The 21,458-nt window shown below is 33.2% G+C and carries 18 protein-coding genes and 2 tRNA genes; 4 read left to right on the forward strand and 16 right to left on the reverse strand.

What is annotated here, in order from left to right; genetic code table 11:
- Positions 1-102: 102 nt before the first annotated feature.
- On the reverse strand, positions 103-969 hold the full coding sequence (locus Q0876_RS05995; RefSeq protein ID WP_299225124.1) for a DUF4349 domain-containing protein: 867 nt from the start codon (positions 967-969) through the stop codon (positions 103-105).
- A gap of 132 nt (positions 970-1,101) precedes the next feature.
- Between Q0876_RS05995 and Q0876_RS06000 the strand changes: the two genes are divergently transcribed.
- Both Q0876_RS06000 and Q0876_RS06005 read left to right on the forward strand, forming a co-directional pair.
- Positions 1,102-1,992 (forward strand): hypothetical protein, encoded by an 891-nt coding sequence (locus Q0876_RS06000; RefSeq protein ID WP_299225126.1) that lies wholly within the window; start codon positions 1,102-1,104, stop codon positions 1,990-1,992.
- Entirely contained in the window at positions 1,989-2,471 is a 483-nt protein-coding gene (locus Q0876_RS06005) for a hypothetical protein (RefSeq protein WP_299225128.1), read from the forward strand. The genes Q0876_RS06000 and Q0876_RS06005 overlap by 4 nt, the downstream gene beginning before the upstream one ends.
- Here the strand turns inward: Q0876_RS06005 and Q0876_RS06010 are convergent.
- The 8 genes from Q0876_RS06010 to porU all read right to left on the reverse strand — a co-directional run bounded on the left by Q0876_RS06010 (position 2,457) and on the right by porU (position 13,282).
- Complete coding sequence (locus Q0876_RS06010) at positions 2,457-3,098, reverse strand: HAD family phosphatase (RefSeq protein ID WP_299225130.1); 642 nt, start codon at positions 3,096-3,098, stop codon at positions 2,457-2,459. The genes Q0876_RS06005 and Q0876_RS06010 overlap by 15 nt on opposite strands.
- 2 nt (positions 3,099-3,100) lie before the next feature.
- Positions 3,101-3,787 carry an SDR family oxidoreductase gene (locus Q0876_RS06015; RefSeq protein WP_299225132.1) on the reverse strand — a complete coding sequence of 229 codons (687 nt, stop codon included), beginning with the start codon at positions 3,785-3,787 and terminating at the stop codon, positions 3,101-3,103.
- On the reverse strand, positions 3,777-4,748 hold the full coding sequence (locus tag Q0876_RS06020; protein ID WP_299225133.1) for a M20/M25/M40 family metallo-hydrolase: 972 nt from the start codon (positions 4,746-4,748) through the stop codon (positions 3,777-3,779). The genes Q0876_RS06015 and Q0876_RS06020 overlap by 11 nt, the downstream gene beginning before the upstream one ends.
- A 77-nt stretch (positions 4,749-4,825) precedes the next feature.
- Complete coding sequence (locus Q0876_RS06025) at positions 4,826-6,460, reverse strand: pyruvate dehydrogenase complex dihydrolipoamide acetyltransferase (RefSeq protein WP_299225134.1); 1,635 nt, start codon at positions 6,458-6,460, stop codon at positions 4,826-4,828.
- Positions 6,461-6,463: 3 nt separating this feature from the next.
- Complete coding sequence (gene pdhA, locus Q0876_RS06030) at positions 6,464-7,462, reverse strand: pyruvate dehydrogenase (acetyl-transferring) E1 component subunit alpha (RefSeq protein ID WP_299225135.1); 999 nt, start codon at positions 7,460-7,462, stop codon at positions 6,464-6,466.
- Between the two features lie 111 nt (positions 7,463-7,573).
- Positions 7,574-8,056, reverse strand: a complete 483-nt coding sequence (cdd, locus tag Q0876_RS06035; RefSeq protein ID WP_299225136.1) for a cytidine deaminase — start codon at positions 8,054-8,056, stop codon at positions 7,574-7,576.
- Between the two features lie 72 nt (positions 8,057-8,128).
- The gene (gene porV, locus Q0876_RS06040; protein ID WP_299225137.1) at positions 8,129-9,364 is read right to left on the reverse strand and encodes a type IX secretion system outer membrane channel protein PorV; all 1,236 of its coding nucleotides are present in this window, start codon (positions 9,362-9,364) and stop codon (positions 8,129-8,131) included.
- A gap of 63 nt (positions 9,365-9,427) precedes the next feature.
- Positions 9,428-13,282: a type IX secretion system sortase PorU gene (porU, locus tag Q0876_RS06045; RefSeq protein ID WP_299225138.1), complete on the reverse strand. Its 3,855-nt coding sequence runs from the start codon at positions 13,280-13,282 to the stop codon at positions 9,428-9,430.
- A 252-nt stretch (positions 13,283-13,534) separates the two neighbouring features.
- On the opposite strand from porU, the gene gldJ reads away from it, so the two are divergent.
- The gene (gldJ, locus tag Q0876_RS06050) at positions 13,535-15,223 is read left to right on the forward strand and encodes a gliding motility lipoprotein GldJ (RefSeq protein WP_299225139.1); all 1,689 of its coding nucleotides are present in this window, start codon (positions 13,535-13,537) and stop codon (positions 15,221-15,223) included.
- A gap of 66 nt (positions 15,224-15,289) precedes the next feature.
- Entirely contained in the window at positions 15,290-16,555 is a 1,266-nt protein-coding gene (gene murF / locus Q0876_RS06055) for a UDP-N-acetylmuramoyl-tripeptide--D-alanyl-D-alanine ligase (RefSeq protein WP_299225140.1), read from the forward strand.
- A 20-nt stretch (positions 16,556-16,575) separates the two neighbouring features.
- Here the strand turns inward: murF and Q0876_RS06060 are convergent.
- The 7 genes from Q0876_RS06060 to nhaD all read right to left on the reverse strand — a co-directional run bounded on the left by Q0876_RS06060 (position 16,576) and on the right by nhaD (position 21,451).
- Positions 16,576-16,650: transfer RNA gene (locus Q0876_RS06060), tRNA-Val, on the reverse strand.
- Positions 16,651-16,692: 42 nt separating this feature from the next.
- Positions 16,693-16,767 (reverse strand) — tRNA-Val (locus tag Q0876_RS06065).
- Positions 16,768-16,829: 62 nt separating this feature from the next.
- Positions 16,830-18,047, reverse strand: coding sequence for a folylpolyglutamate synthase/dihydrofolate synthase family protein (locus Q0876_RS06070; RefSeq protein ID WP_299225141.1), 1,218 nt, complete (start codon positions 18,045-18,047; stop codon positions 16,830-16,832).
- A gap of 3 nt (positions 18,048-18,050) precedes the next feature.
- Positions 18,051-18,899 carry an energy transducer TonB gene (locus tag Q0876_RS06075; RefSeq protein ID WP_299225143.1) on the reverse strand — a complete coding sequence of 283 codons (849 nt, stop codon included), beginning with the start codon at positions 18,897-18,899 and terminating at the stop codon, positions 18,051-18,053.
- Position 18,900: 1 nt separating this feature from the next.
- Entirely contained in the window at positions 18,901-19,293 is a 393-nt protein-coding gene (locus tag Q0876_RS06080; protein WP_299225145.1) for a biopolymer transporter ExbD, read from the reverse strand.
- Positions 19,293-19,988 carry a MotA/TolQ/ExbB proton channel family protein gene (locus Q0876_RS06085; RefSeq protein WP_299225147.1) on the reverse strand — a complete coding sequence of 232 codons (696 nt, stop codon included), beginning with the start codon at positions 19,986-19,988 and terminating at the stop codon, positions 19,293-19,295. The genes Q0876_RS06080 and Q0876_RS06085 overlap by 1 nt, the downstream gene beginning before the upstream one ends.
- A 65-nt stretch (positions 19,989-20,053) precedes the next feature.
- Entirely contained in the window at positions 20,054-21,451 is a 1,398-nt protein-coding gene (nhaD, locus tag Q0876_RS06090; RefSeq protein ID WP_299225149.1) for a sodium:proton antiporter NhaD, read from the reverse strand.
- Positions 21,452-21,458 lie beyond the last annotated feature (7 nt).

Consider the following 21,458-nt stretch of genomic DNA (forward strand, 5'->3'; position numbering starts at 1 on the left):
CAAAGTGTTGTGCTTTATGATTACTAATTTTCATCTTCTAATTAGCAAATAAAACAAATTACCCTTTGATTAAAAATTCAAAGGGTATTCATAATATGTGGATTATTTCTTAAACTTTAGTTTTCTTCTAACTAAAAAATAAGTAATGGCTCCTAGAATAATCAATGGCCAAACATGTATAATTCCTAAAACAATATTTTCAATGAAATGCCAACCAAATATTAATGCTTCTTTAGATTTTGACCAAAATGTCTTATGATATACGGTTGGTTCTTCCTTAAAATCGACAGTTTCATATAAATCGATTTGAATAGTACTATAGGATACCTTGTTCGTTAAATATTTTAAACGCCCTTGAGCGGATTCAATTTCTTCTTGAATGATGCGTAATTTTTCTTCAGTGGCTAGAATATCTTCAACCGTAATGGCTTTTTTACGCAGAATAGACTCGTAACGTGATTTCACTTCTTTTTTAGTCTCTAATCTAGCCTGAATATCAATATATTCTTCAGTAACATCTTTAGTGGTAATATTTTCATACTCTACAAAATCTACCATAAAACCTATAGAATCCATCATGATATCAAAATGCTGTTGCGGAATTTTAATGGTAAATCTATTTTCTTTTTGATATAAATTATTTTCAAACCTTAAATCAGAAATATAAGCACCATAATTTTGCGCTATCCGTTTGATCCTTCTTGTGGCAATTTTGACATCTTCAACTTTATATCTTGCATTTGCCGATTTAATGATTTTCAAATCTGCAGGTACTTGATGGGTTCCAACTTGAGATTTTATAGTCGTTTCATCATCAAGCTCTACTGCTGCGTAATCATACTTAACATCTGCTGATTTTACAGAAACGCTTTCATTTGAACTCATATTTTCTTTACATGCCATAAAAGAAATAGCGACACATGAGATGAGAATTAATTTAATTTTTAATTTCACAAAGATTGCATTCATAATTTTATATTTTTAATGATTGTGAAGCAAATCTAAAGCGCAAACATGCACTCTAGTTGTAAAGCTATTGTAAACTGATTGTAAATTGTTTTACAATGCTCAAGCACTTGTAAATAAGTTGATTATATCTATTTGAATCCTGAAGAAACATATCTATTCAACCAACTTAAAGCTAATGTAGTTTCAAAGTATCTTGCAACCCATAGCACGTCTTCTAATGTGAAAGATTGGAATGGTGATGATATCGCACTATTTCAAGAAGATTTATTTTCAGAAGTAAAAGCAAAAGTAAGTGAGAAATGGTTTTATACCTATTTCAAAAACGAAGTCACAAAACTACCTCGAATTGACATGCTTAATATGCTAAGTAACTATATTGGTTATGAGAATTGGAATGCTTTTAAATCTGTTCATATTAGTAAAATGCTAGTTAATAAAAAAAAGAAAATATTCGTTTTACCTCTTATTTTTATGCCCATATTAGTTGTATTTGTGCTTACTATGAACAGACAAAATAAATTCCAATTTTGCTTTATTGATAATTTGAGTAATGCCAACATAACCGAAATTCCTCTAGATATAAAAATTTTACAAAATCAACAATCGCCTTTATATTTTAAAACAGATAGTTTAGGGTGCTTCACGTATAAAACTAAAGAAAAGGTAGTACGCTTTGTGGTTTCATCACCTTATCATAAAACAGATACAATTATTAGATCTATAGATACTAATAAGCATAATATTGTAAGGCTCAATAGCGATGATTATGCACTTATTTTAAAATATTATACTGAAGGGAATGTGAAAGATTGGACGAAACACAAACGTAAATTAGAAAAGTTGTTTGATGATGATGCCCAAATTTACAGACTTTATGATAATAATATTGGTGTTGAATTGTTAAGTAAGAACGAGTTTATAAGAACACTTACTTTGCCTACAGAAAACTTAAAACGGATTACTATTCTCGATAAAGCCTTTGAAAACGAAAAAATTGTTTCACTAAAATTCGTTATTAGATGAAAAATATCTTATACATATTACTTATACTTTTCTTAATTAATTGTAAGAATAATGAGCAAATGAATATCGAAGATTTGAAAGTAGAATCAGTAGAAATAGATGAAGAAATTATCTATAGTTCTAAAATTAACCACCAAACTATTGCTACGCATAAGCTTGAAGAATACTTTGATCTTTTAAAATTGAAAGAGAATCATCCAAATTTTAAAGATGATATTCTGCTACAGTTGAATGCTTTGAGTAAAGATAGGCTGTTAGATTATAATATTGCCAAAATTCTTTCTATTGAAAATATTGAACAAATAGGAGAAATTAAAAAGGTTTCAGATTCAGTCGAAAAATTGCAATTAAAATTTAATATCGTTTTAGAAAATGAAACCATAACAGATTCAATTCTAGCAATTATAACTTCAAGACCTATTATTTTAGATGGTGAAGAGATTATATCTAATAAAATCACGTTTTCAAGATTTGATTAGCACATCTTGAATACTGCCCATGGTTTTAAAGGTTTTTGTTGCTGCTGCAAGCTCATTATTATAATCATGTTGTGCGAAACCGAAAACATCAAAACCTCCATTTTTAGCGGCTATTACTCCAGTTAAACTATCTTCTATGACGATACAATCTTTAGGTAAAAACCCCATAGACTCAGCTGCCCATAAAAAAACTGCTGGACTTGGCTTCCACTTTTGAATTGCATAACAACTGAATATTTTGTCTTCAAAGTAAGGTAATAAACCCGTGAGTTCAAGATTAAGTCTAATCTTATTTTCAGGTCCACTAGAAGCAACACAAAATGGAATGTTCAAATTCTTTATTAATTGTGTGATTCCATCTATTGGTTTAATGTTAGTTTTAAATGCTTGAAAGCTACGTTCTCTGTAAATTTCAATAAAATGTTCTGGAAGAGGAACACTTATTAATTTTTCAATTTTATTTACACATGATTGAATAGATCCACCTTTAAAATGTTGATACGCATAATCAAGATCTATTCCTGCTCCTAATTCATTAGCCATGTTTACTAAGACTTGATTGCCGATTGGCTCACTATCTACTAAAACACCATCGCAATCAAAAATAACGCACTTATAGTTTGGCATGTTCAAGGAGTAGAATTAGAAACCTGTAAGACTTTACCATTATAATACTGATTTCCTTTTAGAGCAAAATCTTGAATATATACTGCCATTTCCTTTGCAGTAGTTGGTGCTTCAAAGTCTGGGAATGCCTCTTTAAGCATCTCTGTTTGTACAGCTCCGAGAGCTAGTACATTAAATTGTGGACCAGTGGTTTTATATTCTTCTGCTAACAATTCGGTAAGTGTAATTACAGCACCTTTACTTGAGCTATATGCTGCTAACCCAGGGAATTTCATACTACCTTGAATTCCACCCATTGAGCTAACTGTTACAACATGTCCATCGCTTTTCATAAACGGCAAAACAACGCGCGTCATTTCAGAAACACCAAAGACATTAGTTTCATACACTTTAGTAAAGTCCTTAAATGATGTTTGGGCAAATGGTTTGTTGAGCAACATTCCAGCGTTATTGATGAGAACATCTACATGCTTCCACTCATTTTCTATGAATTGTGTAACTTTTTGATAATCGTCTTGATCACATAAATCGAAAGCAAAAGAAGAAATATTATCAAAGTTAAGATTAGTAACAGGTTGAGCATTTCTTGATAATGCCAAAACATTATGCCCATGACTTGCAAACAAGTGAACCAACTCAAAGCCAATACCTCTACTAGTACCAGTAATGATAATATTTTTAATGCTCATACATTACAATCTCTTTAGTTTTAGTATTACTCATTGCTTCAATTGCAAGAGTTACCTTATTAATAAAACTAGCCATAAACTCGTAATCTAATTCAGATGGCTCATCATCTGCATGGTGGTAATAATCAAAGTTTGATAGGTCACAAGATGATATGGATTGACAAGGTGCTTTGAAAATAGCATAAAACGGATAATTATCTGAACGCTTAAAAAGCTGATATTTAATTGCAATTTCAGATGCTCCTAAATAATTTGTTTCGTTTAGGTACTCATTCATTTTTGTTGCCATGTTAGACAAATCATAACCTGTTACGAAGGCTTGGTATTTTTTATCCTTAAGCGGTACACCTACCATTTCAAAATTAACCATTGTATAAAGGTTTAGCGCTTCAGATTTTAATCGTTCAGCTAAATGAGTAGAACCAAGTAAACCCATTTCTTCAGCTGTAAATAAGGCAAATATTATACTGCGTTTATTGTTTTTATTAGTTGCAAAATATTTAGCCATAGCTAAAACTGCCGCTGTTCCTGCTGCATTATCATTAGCACCATTTGCTATAGAATCTGTCTCAGTAAGTCTTCCTCCAGAGGTTTTACTTTTGGCAGCACTTCCGTAACCAATATGATCATAATGAGCACCTAATATGATGACCTCATCTTTAAGTTTAGCATCTGTACCTTCAATAAAACCAACTACATTAAATGCATTAATACTATCTATTTTGAACTCATCTCTATACGTTTCAAAATAAGGTTTTACACCATAAGATCTGAATTGGTTTTCAATGTAAGTGGCAGCTTTATCTATACCTTCATCACCAGTTTTTCGACCTTGCAACTCATCAGACGCTAAATAATTAACCATAGCTTTAACTTCATCACTAGTAATACTTGGTGCTTTTTTATCTGGTTGACTACTAGCAACAAAAAACAATAAAATAAGAGATACAATCGTTTTCATAATTAGATTTAAAATTCTCATTAAAGGTAAAAAATCCTGCTTAATGCAGGATTTGTGTTAACATTTTTATATGATAGTTACAATAACATTGTTACCGGATTTTCTATATACCCTTTTAAGGTTTGCAAAAATTGAGCTCCAGTAGCACCATCAATAGTTCTATGATCACATGCCATAGATAATTTCATTGTGTTGCCTACTACAACCTTTCCTTCTTTGACTACTGGTTTTTCAATTATTGCTCCTACAGATAATATAGCTGAGTTAGGTTGGTTTATAATAGATGTAAAGCTCTCAATGCCAAACATCCCTAAATTAGAAACCGTAAATGTACTACCTTCCATTTCATCTAAAGTAAGTTTTTTATTTCTAGCTCTACCAGCATAATCCTTAACTGCTGCACCTATTTGTGTCAAACTTTGTTCGTTAGCAAAACGAACTACAGGCACTACAAGTCCATCTGGAACTGCAACTGCAACACCAATATGAACATGATTATTTAAGCGCATCTTATCATCAAACCATTGCGAATTTACTTGTGGATGTTGTTTTAATGCTAAAGCACAAGCCTTAACAATCATATCATTGTATGAAATCTTTGTGTCAGGAAGTGAATTATATTGTGCTCTAAAGGCAATAGCATTCTCCATATCAAACTCTACATTGAGATAATAGTGTGGCGCAGTAAATTTAGATTTTGCTAAATTTTTAGCAATTGCTTTTCGCATGTTTGAATTTGCTACTTCATCATAATCTTCTTGACCAGTAGGAACAAACTTTCCAACAGATGCTGGTTGAGATGTAGGTGTAAAATTCTCAATATCGCGTTTTACTATTCTCCCATTTTCTCCACTACCTCTAACTTGAGATAAGTTTATCCCTTTCTCCTCAGCCATTTTCTTAGCTAATGGAGACACAAATACTCTTTCATTGGATGTAGCTGTAGTTGCTACTGGAGTAGAAGTTGCTGCTGGAATCTCTTTTTTAGATTCTTCCTTAGGAGCTTCAACTGTTTTTTTATGTTCTTGTTTAGGTTGTTCTTCTTTAGCTTCAGAAGCGGTTGCTACTTTAAAATTTTTTGCAACATTTGACACGTCAGTACCAGCTGGTCCAATGATGGCTAGTAATGCATCTACTTTGGCTGACTCACCTTCATTCAATCCAACATGAAGTAAAGTTCCAGATTGAAACGATTCAAATTCCATAGTTGCCTTATCGGTCTCGATTTCAGCTAAAATATCACCTTCTTCTACAGTATCACCAACTTTTTTCAACCAAGTGGCTACGGTACCTTCCTCCATAGTATCACTTAATCTTGGCATGGTAACCACGATAACTCCTTCTGGTAATTCTTCACTAGGTTCTGACACATTAGCTTCTTCATCTGTAAGATTTGTCGTCACTGTCTCATTTGCATCAGTTTCAGCTTTAGTGTCTTCAGCAGCTCCATTTAATAATCCTGAAATATCTTCGCCTTCATCACCTATTATGGCCAAAAGTGAGTCTACCTTCGCTGTTTCGCCTTCTTGGATACCAATATGGAGTAATGTCCCTTCATTAAAAGATTCAAACTCCATAGTTGCCTTGTCAGTCTCGATTTCGGCTAATATATCGCCCTCTTCAACTTTATCTCCAACTTTTTTCAACCAAGTAGCGACAGTACCTTCTTCCATGGTGTCACTCAAACGAGGCATATTAATTACTTCTGCCATAGCTTATAATTTGTGTTGTATAAATGGGTAATCTTCTTGTTCATATACTGCATCATACATGACGTTTTTTTCAGGATAAGGTGATTCTTCAGCAAATTTTTCGCACTCTTTCACTAAATCTTTTACGCGTTTATCTATAACTGCAATATCATCTTCAGTTGCATACTTCTTTTCAAGTAAAATGTCTTTTACTTGAGTAATAGGGTCTATTTTTTTATATTCTTCTACTTCTTCTTTAGTTCTGTAATGCTGGGCATCAGACATTGAGTGCCCTCGGTAACGATAGGTTTTTACTTCTAAGAATGTTGGGCCATCACCTCGTCTTGCTCTAGCTATGGCCTCATCAAAAGCTTCAGCTACCTTGATAGGATTCATGCCATCTACTGGACCTGATGGCATCTCATAACCAAGACCTAATTTCCAAATTTCAGTATGATTAGCAGTACGCTCCACAGAGGTTCCCATAGCATAACCGTTATTTTCACAAACGAATACTACAGGTAATTTCCACAGCATTGCTAAATTGAATGTCTCATGTAATGAGCCTTGTCTTGCTGCACCATCTCCAAAACAGCATAAGGTTACAGCATCACTATCATGGTATTTGTCACCAAAAGCAATACCAGCTCCTAATGGAATTTGACCACCTACAATACCATGACCACCATAAAAGCGATGTTCTTTTGAAAAAATATGCATTGAACCTCCTAAACCTTGAGAAGTACCAGTTGCTTTACCGTACAGTTCAGCCATGACACGTTTTGGGTCTACTCCCATACCAATTGGTTGGACATGATTTCTATAAGCTGTAATCATTTTATCTTTAGTCAAGTCCATCGCATGAAGCGCTCCAGCTAATACAGCTTCTTGACCATTATATAAATGAAGAAATCCTCTTACTTTTTGTTGAATGTATACTGCAGCAAGTTTATCTTCAAACTTTCTCCAGAATAACATATCCTCGTACCATTTTAGGTAAACTTCTTTTGTTATTTTTTGCATTAGTGACGTTAATTATTTAAACGAATAACAAAAGTAACACTTTACTAAGGAATAAAAAAGACTGAAAATTGTAAAAATTGATGTGATCGTATCTTAACTTAAACTATAACGTTATAGCATAGATTTATCGAAAACAAGCGGTAATAGATTTGCTAAAGAATTTGATTTGACAACCTTACCTGTTTCTCCCATAAAATAAATCTCGATAGGAGATTCTTGTTTTACTTCATATTCTGCTATGGCTTGCCTACAAGCTCCACAAGGAGGAATTGGGGTAATCGTTTGTTGAATTCTCGAACCAGCAGTTAACGCCATTTTTAAAATTTTCACATCTGGAAACTGAGCTCCTGCATAATATATGGCCGTTCGTTCTGCACATAGTCCAGAAGGATATGATGCGTTCTCTTGATTATTTCCAGTTACAATTTGATCATTATCTAAAAGAATTGCAGCTCCAACACTAAACTTTGAATAGGGTGCATAAGCTTTTTGTCTTGCTACTATAGCTTTTTCCATCAAATGGAAAACATCTTGAGGTAATTCATCAAGATTATCAAAAACGGTAAGCGTTGATTCAATTTTAATATCTTTCATTCAAACTATTTTAGACAAAAAAACTATTGCTAAAAGTAACAATAGTTTTTATTTATAATTATAAAGCTGTTTCTAATATTCATCGTATTCTCCATCTAGGAAATTAAACGTTAATGAAAAACGTAATGTATTTTCCAGTGGGCTTTGTACTTTTGATGCAGAAAACAAGTATGATAAATCAATATTGATGGTCGTATATTTGAATCCAGCGCCTAGAGCAAAAAACTTTCTAGCACCTTTCTCTTCGCTTTCATTGAAATAACCGGCTCTGAAAGCAAATGAATCTTGATACACATATTCTGCACCAAGCGACCATGTAAATTCTTGTAATTCTTCACTAAAACCTCCTGGTGCATCACCGAAAGACTGAAATATTCCCTTAGCGAAACTCACATCATTATCTTGTCCAGCAATAATGTAATTTTCTTCTTCCGACAATACTTCATCTTCATCGTCTTGAAAGCCTGGATTATCACCGCTTTCATTATACGTAATACGCGTACCAAGTTCTGGAGGTGTTGGCACTAACAACTTCGTAAATTCTGCTGTTACAGCTAATTTATTATAATCGTCAAAAATAAAGTCAAAACCACCACCTAATCTCATAGTTGACGGTAAAAAGTTTTCTCTACCAGCATCATCGTATTTGATTTTTGGACCTAAGTTTTGAAATGCAAAACCAGCTCTCCAACGACCATTAAAACTATCATAAGCCTGTTCTTCACTTTGATAAAAACCTGCGATATCAACACCAATAGAACCTGCTGCTTGAGCATTAGCGTCTACAGATTGGATTCTAAGATCAGATCTTAAATAACGTAAAGCTACTGCCATAGAAAACTGATCAGCCAAACGTAACGAATATGAAGCGTCTAAGGTAAGTTCATTTGGTTGTTCTATTAAAGCATCTGAAAATTCATCTTGGACAATTTCAATTTCACCAAGGCTAAAATATTTGAAGCTCACTGCAAAAGCACTACGTTCATTAAGTCTATTGAAATAAGTAATATTACCTAAAAAGATATCGTTTACTAGTCTACTTAAATACGGTGTATAATTAACTCCTATACCAGATTTTGCTAATGAAAATGAATATTTTGCTGGATTCCATTGTTGTGAGTTTGCATCTGCAGAAGTCGCAACTCCAATATCTCCCATACCAGCTGCACGCGCATCTGATGCTATCAGAAGAAAGGGAACTCCTGTTGTTATTACTCTAGAATCAAGATCTGGAATGATCACAGTTTCTTGCGCATTCGTAAGATTGAATATTAAAACTGTGATAAGGGCTAAAATGTATTTTCTCATGTGTTTTTCTTATTGAATTGGCAATTTTAAATCGCCTAACAATTAGGCAAATATAAATCTTTATTATAGTATTACAAGTTTTTCAATTTTTTCGACTTGTTTATTTAAACGGTTAGATCTTACTTTTAGTTTATAGATGTAGACTCCTTTTCCAATTTTTTCTCCAAAATCATCTCTTCCGTCCCAAACAATATCTTTAGAAAGTGAGCTAGTCACCTTACTACCTCCATTAGTTTGACCGTTTAGTGTTCTAACTAGTTTTCCTGAAACGGTAAAAATCTGTACTGAAACGTCTAAAACATCAGAACTATTGTGGTTAAACCAAAATTCTGTATAGTCTATAAAAGGATTTGGGTAATTAAGTACATTATCTATCACTAACTCTTGATCTTTATCATGAACAATGAATTGTAGTTCAGCAGTTGAAGAATTATTATATACATCCCATGCTTTTAAGGTAAGTGTATGTAGTCCTGGCTCTAAATCTCTAAGTGGATAACTAACTTCTCCATTTTGAAAATCGTCTACATCTGCTTGGTAATAATCATTTAATACAAAAGGGTTGGTCTCATCACCATCAATAATAGCCGTAATATCATGACCAATACCGCTTGCCGTATTTATGCCATTTTCATCTTGCAATTTTACTAAAAGTGTAGGTTGTTCATTTGTAATACCACCAGAGACAAAGTTTTCATCATTCATAAACAAATTAATGATTGGCCCATTATTATCTTCTTCAGCATTTTCATTTATACCGCCTACCATTATATTTATGCTTGATCCTGCTCTGTTTTCTAGTGATAGATCTCTCTTAGTATAAAAATTCACTCTACCCGAACCTACAGGAACTCCTATATCTCGTGGAACGACGAATTCGAAATCAAAAAGCCCATTTGTAACTGTTGCTTGCCCTTTAAAGATAACTTCTCCCAAAGTTTTAAAATCCATTATGATATTTTGATTATCATTGTCAAGGGTTTGCCGATCAATCTCTTTATCGTAAACTGTAGCAGTTAAAATTCCATTATAATTAGATTGCAGATTACCCGCTTCATCAACAACTTCTCCAGACAACTTTACTCGTCCTAGTGCCTGTAATACGTCAGCATTAGCTCCAATAGGTACATCATTGATTTTTGTTAGCATGACATTAGGCCTAGCAAACGCTAATTTCATAGCTGGATCGCCAATATACCATACTAAGGGTTTTTGTGGATTTGAAGCAATTCCAGGATCATTTTTAGATAAACGTAATGCTTCAGCCATTGTGGGATATTCGTTAGATCCATAAGCAAATAAATAAGGTTCTATGATCTCATTGAATGACCTCCCTAGACTAACAAAAATCTGCCTTGTTGTTGTAATTAAGGCTATAGCTCCACCCCTTGGATTCCAATAGGTAAACTCTCCAGCAGTTTGTCTTAATGGATCATCAAATTTTGTATATTCACAAGTAACTGTTACAAATAGATTGTATTTACATGTATTTGCGACTTCTTGAGAGTCATTGATATCAAAAATACGTTCTGCTGCAAGGCCATCCTCACCTCCATGCCCAAAATAATTTACTACAAGTGCACCAACATCTATTACATCTCTTATCTCTTTATTCACCGTTGGATATCGTTCACCAGCTGATGATGATTCTTGTAGAAATGCATCTGAATGTACTTTAACAGCATTTATAAATGGCTTTTCTTGAGTGATTTCATTAGCTATATTATCTGTAGTTTGTTGAAGCAAAGCATCAGACCCTGGGTTATCAATATCGTCTGAGATCATTAAAATATTATTTCTCCAACTTCCTATTGAAGCTTCAGCATAATATTCTTGAATTTTATCTACTAATTGCTTTGCCCGCTGTGGTGAATCTGCGAGAATTCGTCCTACTGCAATGTCTGCTCTATTGGACACCTCCATATTGCCTTCGTTATCATCCATCATGGCATAAAAATCATCCGACACATATGAATTAGTTAAGCTAAAGCTAGGGTACGAAAACCAAGATGGAACAATATTGGTATTGTTTGGTATTCTGTTCTTATAATCAAACGATGCATCTCCAAAAAGACATAAATATTTAATTCGTTTATCAGGTGAACTTGCGTTATGATAAACATATCTCACCATATTACGAATACCACCTATATCCTGATTTCCAGAACTAAACTCACGATATATAGCTCCTAATGTAAGTACTTTTACATTTAAATTATATTGTTGTCTATTAATTTCAGCTAAACGATTGGCCTGAGATAATAAATTATTGGGTGTTACGATGATATAATCTATATCTTGAAAATTACCTTGACTATCTTGAAATATAGTTCCTTTTATATTTTGATTATTAACAAAGGTATTTCCATCACGTAATGGCTCAAAAAAGTTATTGTTGTTGTGCGCAATATATGTTTTTAATTCACCAGAGGCAGATTTAAAACTAAAATTAGCATCTTGATTACTATTAGGTATGCTGGTAACATTGAATTTATCTGTAATGTTCCATACTTCTCTAATGGCAGAAGCATTTGTGATGATATATTCAGCTATTCCTGGTGAGGTTTCAACTATATTATTTTGAAAACGTAATTGACCGCCATTATAAGTTAGATCTCGAGTGGCTTCAATTGAAATGTAATCTAAATAACCTAATGATGATGGTACACCATTGTTATCATATTCTAATGTAACTGTTATGTTTGGTGAAGGAAGTGATACCAAATCATTAAAATTATTACCTGTAGCTAAAATCCCATCGCCATTTTGATTTAGTGTTAATGACGTAATTTCGCTATTATTGACACTTATTTTCAATGAGGTATTTACTTCAGATATAGCTGCAGCGTAAACTCTTAATCGAGCTGGTTCAGTTGTAACTAAATTAGGAAAGCTGAATGTGAAATCTTTTTGATCTTCAACATCAAAACGATCACCAAACCATCGCCTACCTAATTTAGCAATATTAAATTCATCTACTTCATGAAATTTATAATCTTGAAATGTTGTAATTGAAATATCAGCAGTGCCTAAAGGTTGAGTTGCAGTTTGAATACGTTTTCCAAAATCTCCTCCAAAATTCACAAAGTAATTTGACCTGTTCGTATATGGGTTAATATTTGTATTAATAGTTCCGTTACTTGTGTTATTTGGATTATCTTCAATCACACCTGTAGGTCCCTCCGCATAGAATAGAATATAATCGTCATCATTGAATACACCATCGTTTTCACCAACAAATTTTATAGCATTTTCGGTTAAATCGATTGGATAAAATTCATTGTTAGGCATAGGTAGCATAGCGCCTCCATTACCGAAAATTTTAATCGTTCTTGGGTCTACATCTGTATTAACTCCAATACTTTCTAAAAAAGATTTAGTGATTTTAAAAATACCTGATCTTTCAACATAAAAACGTCTCCAGCTACCACTACTTAAAACCGAATTTATGATTTCTTGATTGTTGAGACCATTTCTACTTAGTGCACCTGTAGTATAGTTTACTGTAAAAGAAGTGATTTTTTTGTAAACGCCATTGTTATTAATGATAGGGGAAATGTTAAGAAAAGCATTTATCTTACCTCTATCAATTGAATTTGATAGTTTAACTTTTGGTGAATCTGGTATTAACTCTTTTTTTAGCCCTTTTAAATCGTTAGCGGTTATTGTTGAATAAGTAACATTAGATAATGTAATAGATTTTTCATTAACTGGAGTATTTATACTCCATTGAGCTACGAATTCAATTCCCTTATTATCACTGTAAGTATAATATTCATCATCAAATACTGGCAATTCGATTTTATAAGTTTCGGTTTCAAAAATCTTTGTGCCTTGCCATTCAACATTGAATTGCTTTTGCTGGGCAAATACAGATGCAACACAAGCAATGAAAGAGATGAGTAACAGTTTTTTCATAGTAATATAAACGACTATAAGTTTAGTATATTATAGCGTATTAATTTTTTATTCAAAATTACAACAATATTTGATTTAACCAACCGTTATTAAAGTCAAAATACATCGATTAACTGAGTAAAAGTCCGTTATATTGTACAAAAAACAGGATGAAATGCAACTTTTTTTTAATCTATTTCACAAAAAATGTTGTTAATTTCCCTTTAATTGCTATATTGCGTCTCTAAAATTTAATTAGCTTACTTAAAAAGTATGGATATGAAAAACGTCTTAAATCTAAGGATACTATTAGCCCTAATGCTATCTTTGACCATTGTAGGTTGTAGCAGAAATTCTTCATCTAAGAATAGTTCTAGAGCCACAGGTTGGAAAATAAACGATAAAAATGGTGGTTTTCAATACAATGATAAATTCCAAGAGCAAGAAACAGGACCTGGATTAGTTTTTGTTGAAGGTGGAACATTTACCATGGGAAAAGTGCAGGATGATGTCATGCATGATTGGAATAACACACCAAATCAGCAACACGTACAATCTTTCTACATGGACGAAACTGAGGTAACCAATAAAATGTATACTGAATACTTAGATTGGATTAAAAGAACCTATCCACCTGAAGAAGATAATTTTAGATTAATCTATCAAGGTGCATTACCAGATACACTAGTTTGGAGAAACCGTTTAGGCTATGCAGAAATGATGACTGAAAACTACTTACGTCACCCTGGATATGGTGAATATCCTGTAGTTGGTGTGAGCTGGATACAAGCTGTAGAATTTGCAAGCTGGAGAACCGATAGAGTTGCTGAGATGGACCTTCAAAATGCTGGTTATTTAGAGAGAGACTCTCACTTAAATGCGACATCTGAAAGTAATTTTAATGTAGATACTTATATTAATGCTCCAACACTAACATACGGAGGAAATGACAGTATAATAAATCCTGAAAAATCTCGTAGAAGGGTTCAAGTAACAGCTGCTGGAGATACGATTAATACATTTGCTAGAAGAGAATCAGGTATTTTCTCACCAGATTATAGACTGCCAACTGAAGCAGAATGGGAATATGCTGCATTAGGTATGAGTGAGCTTAGAAGTTATAATGTGTATAGAGGTCGTAAAAAATATCCTTGGGATGGACAATATACACGTTCAGGAAAAAGAAAGACCAAAGGAGACCAGTTAGCAAACTTTAAACAAGGAAAAGGAGATTATGGTGGAATAGCTGGATGGTCTGATGATGGTGCTGATATTACTGCCCAAGTTATGAGTTATGAACCTAACGATTATGGTCTTTATGACATGGCTGGAAATGTTGCAGAATGGGTAGCTGATGTATACAGACCTATTGTTGATGATGAATTTAGTGATTTCAATTATTACAGAGGAAATGTGTATACTAAAAACGCCATAAATGAAGATGGCACAGTTAAGGTGGTTACTCCAGAAGAAATTGTTTATGACACATTAAGTAATGGCAAAATTGTTGCAAGAAATTTACCTGGTGAAATTTTACAAGTTGCTGTTGATGATAACGAAACATACTTGAGAACTAACTTTGACAGAAGCGACAATAGAAACTTTAGAGATGGTGATACTAGATCTTCTAGAAGCTATTCGACTAATTTTGATGAAGAAGAAGCCGAGGATGCTGAAACGACGATGACAAGAAAAATGTATAACTCACCAAAGCATAATATTGAGAAAGATTCTACAGGTACATTAATCAAGGAATACGATACATCTAATGAAAGAACTTCTCTTATTAATGACGAAGTAAGAGTATACAAAGGTGGTTCATGGAGAGATCGTGCTTATTGGATTGACCCAGCTCAACGTAGATACTTCCCTCAAGATATGGCAACAGATTATATTGGCTTTAGATGTGCAATGTCTAGAGTAGGTTCAAAATCTCAAGGCCGAGGTAAGAAAAGAAATTAATACATTTTAATATTTATAAAAAAGTCCTAATCAATAAATTAGGGCTTTTTTTATTACATTTATTTCATGACAATTAAAACTATTTACCAAGCTTTTTTAGAGTGTAATTCTGTTAGTACTGATACTCGAAAAATATCAATGAATTCGATGTTTTTTGCGCTTAGGGGAGAAAATTTTAATGGAAATACATTTGCATATAAAGCATTAAAAAAAGGGGCAAAATATACAGTTGTAGACGAAAAAGAGTATGCAAACAATGAAAATTGTATTCTCGTTAATAATGTTTTAGAAACACTTCAGAATTTAGCTACTTTTCATCGTAAAACTATAAATATTCCTATAATTGCATTAACAGGAAGCAACGGAAAGACAACAACTAAAGAACTTATCAATGCTGTTTTATCGACAACATATAAAACATCAGCTACTAAAGGCAACTTAAATAATCATATTGGCGTTCCACTTACATTATTAGAAATGACCAAAGACACTCAAATTGGAATTGTAGAGATGGGTGCTAATCATCAAAAAGAAATTTCTTTCTTGTCTAACATTACATTACCAGATTATGGTCTTATCACTAATTTTGGTAAAGCGCATTTAGAGGGTTTTGGAGGTGTTGAAGGTGTTATCAAAGGTAAGTCTGAATTATATGAGCATTTAAAAGCAAACAACAAAACCATTTTTGTCAATACGAATGACAGAATTCAAATAAATCAAGTTGGTAATTATGATAAAATCATTGCTTTTGGTTCAGAAATAAAAATGACTAGCTCCCAACCATATGTAAACTTAAACTTTGATGGATATACAATAAAAAGTAACATAACAGGTGCTTATAATTATAATAATATTGCTGTTGCCATAGCCATAGGCAAACAGTTTAAAGTAAATGAAGCAGCTATTGTTGAAGCGATAGAGAATTATATCCCAAGTAATAACCGTTCACAAATCATAGAAAAGAAATCTAACAAAATTATACTTGATGCCTATAATGCAAACCCAACAAGTATGAAAGCTGCTTTAGATAATTTTTCTAATTTGAGTGAGAAAAATAAGATTGCAATATTGGGAGATATGTTTGAACTAGGTGACGACACAGATAAAGAGCATCAATACATTTCTGATTATGCATCTCAATTAGACATCGATAAAATATATCTTGTAGGAGAGCACTTTTCAAGAACAGAATTAAACTCTAAAAAAATCAACTCTTTTAAGTTATTTAAAGATCTAAAAACAGAATTGACTAAGCAATCTATAATAGATTCTTTATTACTCATTAAAGGATCAAGAGGAATGGCACTTGAACGCACTTTGGAAGTCTTCTAGAACCTATCTTTAGGGTTAAGTGGGTCATACTGGATTCGAACCAGTGACTTCTACCCTGTCAAGGTAACACTCTAAACCAACTGAGTTAATGACCCATTATATAAAACCAAAAAAGTTCACATTTCTGTGAACTTTAGTGGGCGCGAAGGGATTCGAACCCCTGACCCCTTGGGTGTAAACCAAGTGCTCTGAACCAACTGAGCTACGCGCCCTAAATATTGGACTGCAAATATAGGTTAGATTTTTAATTGGCAAAAGCTTTTTTGAAAAAAAATTAAATTATTTCTGCAACAATAAAAGTACTCCCTCCAACATAAATTAAATCTTTTGATGTAGCTTGTTCTTTTGCAGCAGTTAATGCCATAATCGTACTGTTATACGAGTAACCATAAAACCCGTTTTCAATAAACTTGGATTGTAATTCTTTTGCTTCTAATCCACGTGAAACATTTGGTTTACAAAAGTAGTAGATGGCATTTTTTGGTAACAAAGGTAGTATTGTATCGATATCTTTATCATTTACAGCTCCAAATACAATGTGTAGTTTTTCATAATCTTCTTCAAGTAGTTGTGAAATAGTATAAGATAACCCTTCTTTATTATGTGCAGTATCACATATAATTTTTGGGTGCTCTTGCAGTATTTGCCATCTCCCTTTTAATTGCGTATTCTTAACTACGTTATTTAAACCTTCTATTATGTGATCCTCAGAAATATAAAATTTTCGTTGGCTCAAAACTCGTATGGTCTGTACTGCAGTTTTTATATTGTGTTTTTGATAATTACCTTTTAAATCTGTTTGATAAGATTGATTAACACATTGGTCTGCGAAATATATTTTTGCATCATTTGCTTCAGAAATATTCATGAAAACAGACTTAGTTTCATTTTGCGTTTCTCCTATAACAACAGGAATATTTGGCTTTATAATTCCAGCTTTCTCTTTAGAAATTGCTGCATAGGTATTTCCTAAAAATTGTATATGATCAAAGCCTATATTTGTAATTACCGAGACTTCAGGGACAATAATATTTGTTGAATCTAATCTTCCTCCTAAACCAACTTCTATGATAGCTATATCTACCTCTTGTTTTGAAAAGTAATCAAACGCCATACCTACGGTCATTTCAAAAAAAGATAAAGAATGTGCTTTAAAAAAAGATAAATTTCGTTTTATGAAGCCAATAACAAACTGCTTGCTTATTTGGTTCCCATTAATCTTAATACGCTCCCTAAAATCTTTTAAATGAGGTGATGTATACAAACCAACTTTATATCCAGCCTCTTGTAATATTGAAGCTAACATATGACTTGTTGAGCCTTTCCCGTTAGTTCCAGCTACATGTATACTTTTAAAATTACATTGAGGATTGTTTAACTGTTCTGCAAGTAATAAGGAATTAGAAAGGTCTTTCTTAAAAGCAATTTTACCTTGATTTTGATACATAGGTAACTGTTTGAACATCCAGTTGACAGTATCTTGATAGTTCATAAATTACTGACTTACATCAAAGTTAATACTCACAAAACCTACCTGGCGAGCGGGTGCTTTAGAGTCTGAAGGCCACTTATGAGAGAGTGCAATTTTCTTGGCAGGTGCTAAAAGACAAGGGTGTGTATTTGTACTACCTCTTATACCAGGTTCGGCTTGTAGGACCTTTCCACTTCTATCCACAATAATTTTAACGACAACTAAACCTGTTTCATTGCATTCTTGCTTGAATATTTTTTTTGTTGCACTACCTCTACCTCCCAATCCAGAGCCTACACCTCCTTTTCCTGGTCCAGAACCTCCAAAATAACTTGGCGCATAAGGATTACCATCTAACTGACCCTTATCTCCTGGTTGTGAGTCATTTCCTTCTCCTCCAGCTTGAGAGCCATCAGCATTTTTTACACCATTAAACAAGTTATCTATATTCTTTTTCTTGGCTTCTTCCTCTTTTCTTTTTTTCTCTTCAGCCTCTATTCGCTCTCTTTCAATTCGTTCTGCTTCAGCTTTTGCTTTTGCATCTGCTTCCTTTTGCTTTTTTATAGCAATTGACTCAGTAGACTCGTTAGTAATAACATCTTCTGCCTTGCTATCTGGTTGAGAAGAGCTCTGTTGAACTTCCTCTGGCTGGTTATTTTCTAAAGTTTGCTTCGGTTTTGATCTGATGGGTACTTTTGGTTGAATATTACCGCTTCCGACTTCAGAATTTCCAAAATTTATAGCTACACCATACTCCAAAGGAGGATCCATATATTTTAGTCCAACCACGAAAATCAACAATACTAGTATCAACACAAGCAATGTTGTTAGCCTTGCTGAATTCTTTTCATGTTTGGTTTTGAAATATTTCATTCTATTGCGATTTTACTGCTAAAGTCGACTTTATCTTATTTCTATTAGCAATGTCCATTATAAATACCACATGCTTCATTTCTACGTCTTGATCAGAACGGATGACTATTGATGGTGCTTCAGAGTTGCCTACTTTAGCTAAAACTTCGGTTTCTAAATTTTCTTTAGATACTTGCTTCAGATCGACATAATAATTTACATTCTTGTCAACACTTACAGATACATTTTTTGTTTGAGTTGTTTTACTAGTAGAATTTGGAAGTAATAAATCTATGGCTTCAGCTGAAACCAACGTCGATGCAATCATAAAAAATATGAGTAATAAGAATACTATGTCTGTCATAGACGACATATTAAACTCTGGTGTTACCTTATTTCGTCCTCTTATATTCATTAGATAGGTTCATTTAAATGATCTAAAAATTCTAATGAGTTGGCTTCCATTTGATACACTACCTTATCTGTTCTTACTACCAAATGATTGTACGCAACATAAGCTATGATACCAACAATTAAGCCACCTACTGTAGTTGTCATTGCAGTATATAAGCCGTCTGCTAATGTTTTAATATCAATTGAACCTCCTGAATTAGCAATTTCAAATATTGATAATATCATTCCAATTACTGTACCAAGAAATCCAATCATTGGTGCAGCTCCAGAGATGGTTGCCAGAATACTCACATTTTTTTCTAGGCTATACACCTCTAGACGACCTGCATTTTCTATAGCAGTATTAATATCTTCTAAAGGTTTTCCAATTCTTGTAATGCCTTTATTAATTAATCGAGAAACTGGAGAATTAACTTGAGCGCAAAGCATTTGTGCTGAATCTACTTTACCATTACTAACATGATCTTTTATTTGATTCATAAAATTAGCATCGACTTTTGATGCTGCTTTAATGGCAAAAAGACGTTCAAAATAAATGTAAATAGCAACGACAAGTAGTACGAAAAGAATCGCTATGATGATCTGCCCTGCTGTTCCTCCACTGAATATCAATTCAATGATTGATAATGTTTTTTCGGTTGATTCTGAATCAGTAAGTAGTTCTGACCCATCTTGAATATTACTTTGTAATATCATATGTATGCTATTAAAAATTAATTTTATAGTGTAATAACGCCTATTTTAAAACTAAAGTATGTAATTTAAAATATTGTACGCGTAAACATAAAGGCAATGGCTCCAGCAATAAAGCCTACAGCAGCAAGCCATGCTATTTTTTTAAGATACCAGAAAAAGTCAATTTTTTCCATTCCCATAGCAACAACTCCAGCTGCTGACCCAATAATCAACATACTTCCACCTGTTCCTGCAGAATAGGCTATAAAATGCCACAATTCGTGGTCAATTGGTTCAGAGAACATTCCTAAACTTGCAGCTACTAATGGTACATTATCAATTACTGCCGAACCAACACCTAACAATAGAACAACCAAATCTGAAACTCCTCCTTCATACATCTCTGTACCTAGCATTGGCATAGTATCTTGCAACGTTCCAGCAAAACCAAATAGAATTCCTAATGACTCTAATGCAGCCACTGCCATTAATATTCCTAAAAAGAATAAAATACTCGGTAATTCAATTTTGGATAATGAATGATGCACAGGGCTATGATGCGAATGCTCGTCACTTTCTTCATTATCAATATGAGTGATACTAAATTTTGAGTTACTATATATTTCAGCAAATATGGCCACAACACCTAATGCTAACATCATACCCACATATGGTGGAAGATGGGTTACCGTTTTAAAAACTGGAACAGAAACAATACCGCCTAGTCCTAAATATAACATAGTAGAACTAAATTTGCTTTTAGGTTTGTTATCTGACTCATCAGAAACATTTTCTAAATTCCCTTTAAATGCCGGCATAAATGAAGCGATAAATGTTGGCAGCAACATACATATCAGTGAAGGAATAAATAGGTAAACAAATAAGTGCCCTGTGGTAACTTTTTTGCCAATCCATAACATGGTGGTCGTTACATCTCCAATAGGTGACCAAGCACCACCTGCGTTAGCTGCAATAATAATTAAACCTGCATACCAAATACGTACACTCCTATCTTGAATTAGTTTTTGAAGAATAGAGATTAAAACAATAGTAGCAGTTAAATTATCTATAATAGCTGAAAGAAAAAATGCTAAAAACCCAAAGATCCACAATATTCTTTTTTTACTCTTTGTTTTGATAAATCCTTTAATGGTTGAAAACCCATCAAAGTAATCAATGATTTCAACAATCGTCATTGCTCCAAGTAAAAACACTAATATTTCAGCTGTCTTTCCAAGATGATGTAGAAGTGTTTCTTCCATCCAATGCATTTTATCTTCGTGACCTAAATCTGAAAAACCATCTACCAAACCATGACTAGCTGAGTCAAACCATTGTGAGAATGAATCAATCCCTAATGAGATGAGCGCCCAACTAATTGCCATCATCACCAGAGCTGGAATTAACTTGTCGATTTTAATACTATGCTCTACTGTAATGGCCAAATAGCCTAATACAAAAACTAAAATAATTATGGTTTCCATAGGTTTC

Source organism: uncultured Psychroserpens sp., assembly GCF_947503375.1.
Taxonomy (GTDB): domain Bacteria; phylum Bacteroidota; class Bacteroidia; order Flavobacteriales; family Flavobacteriaceae; genus Psychroserpens.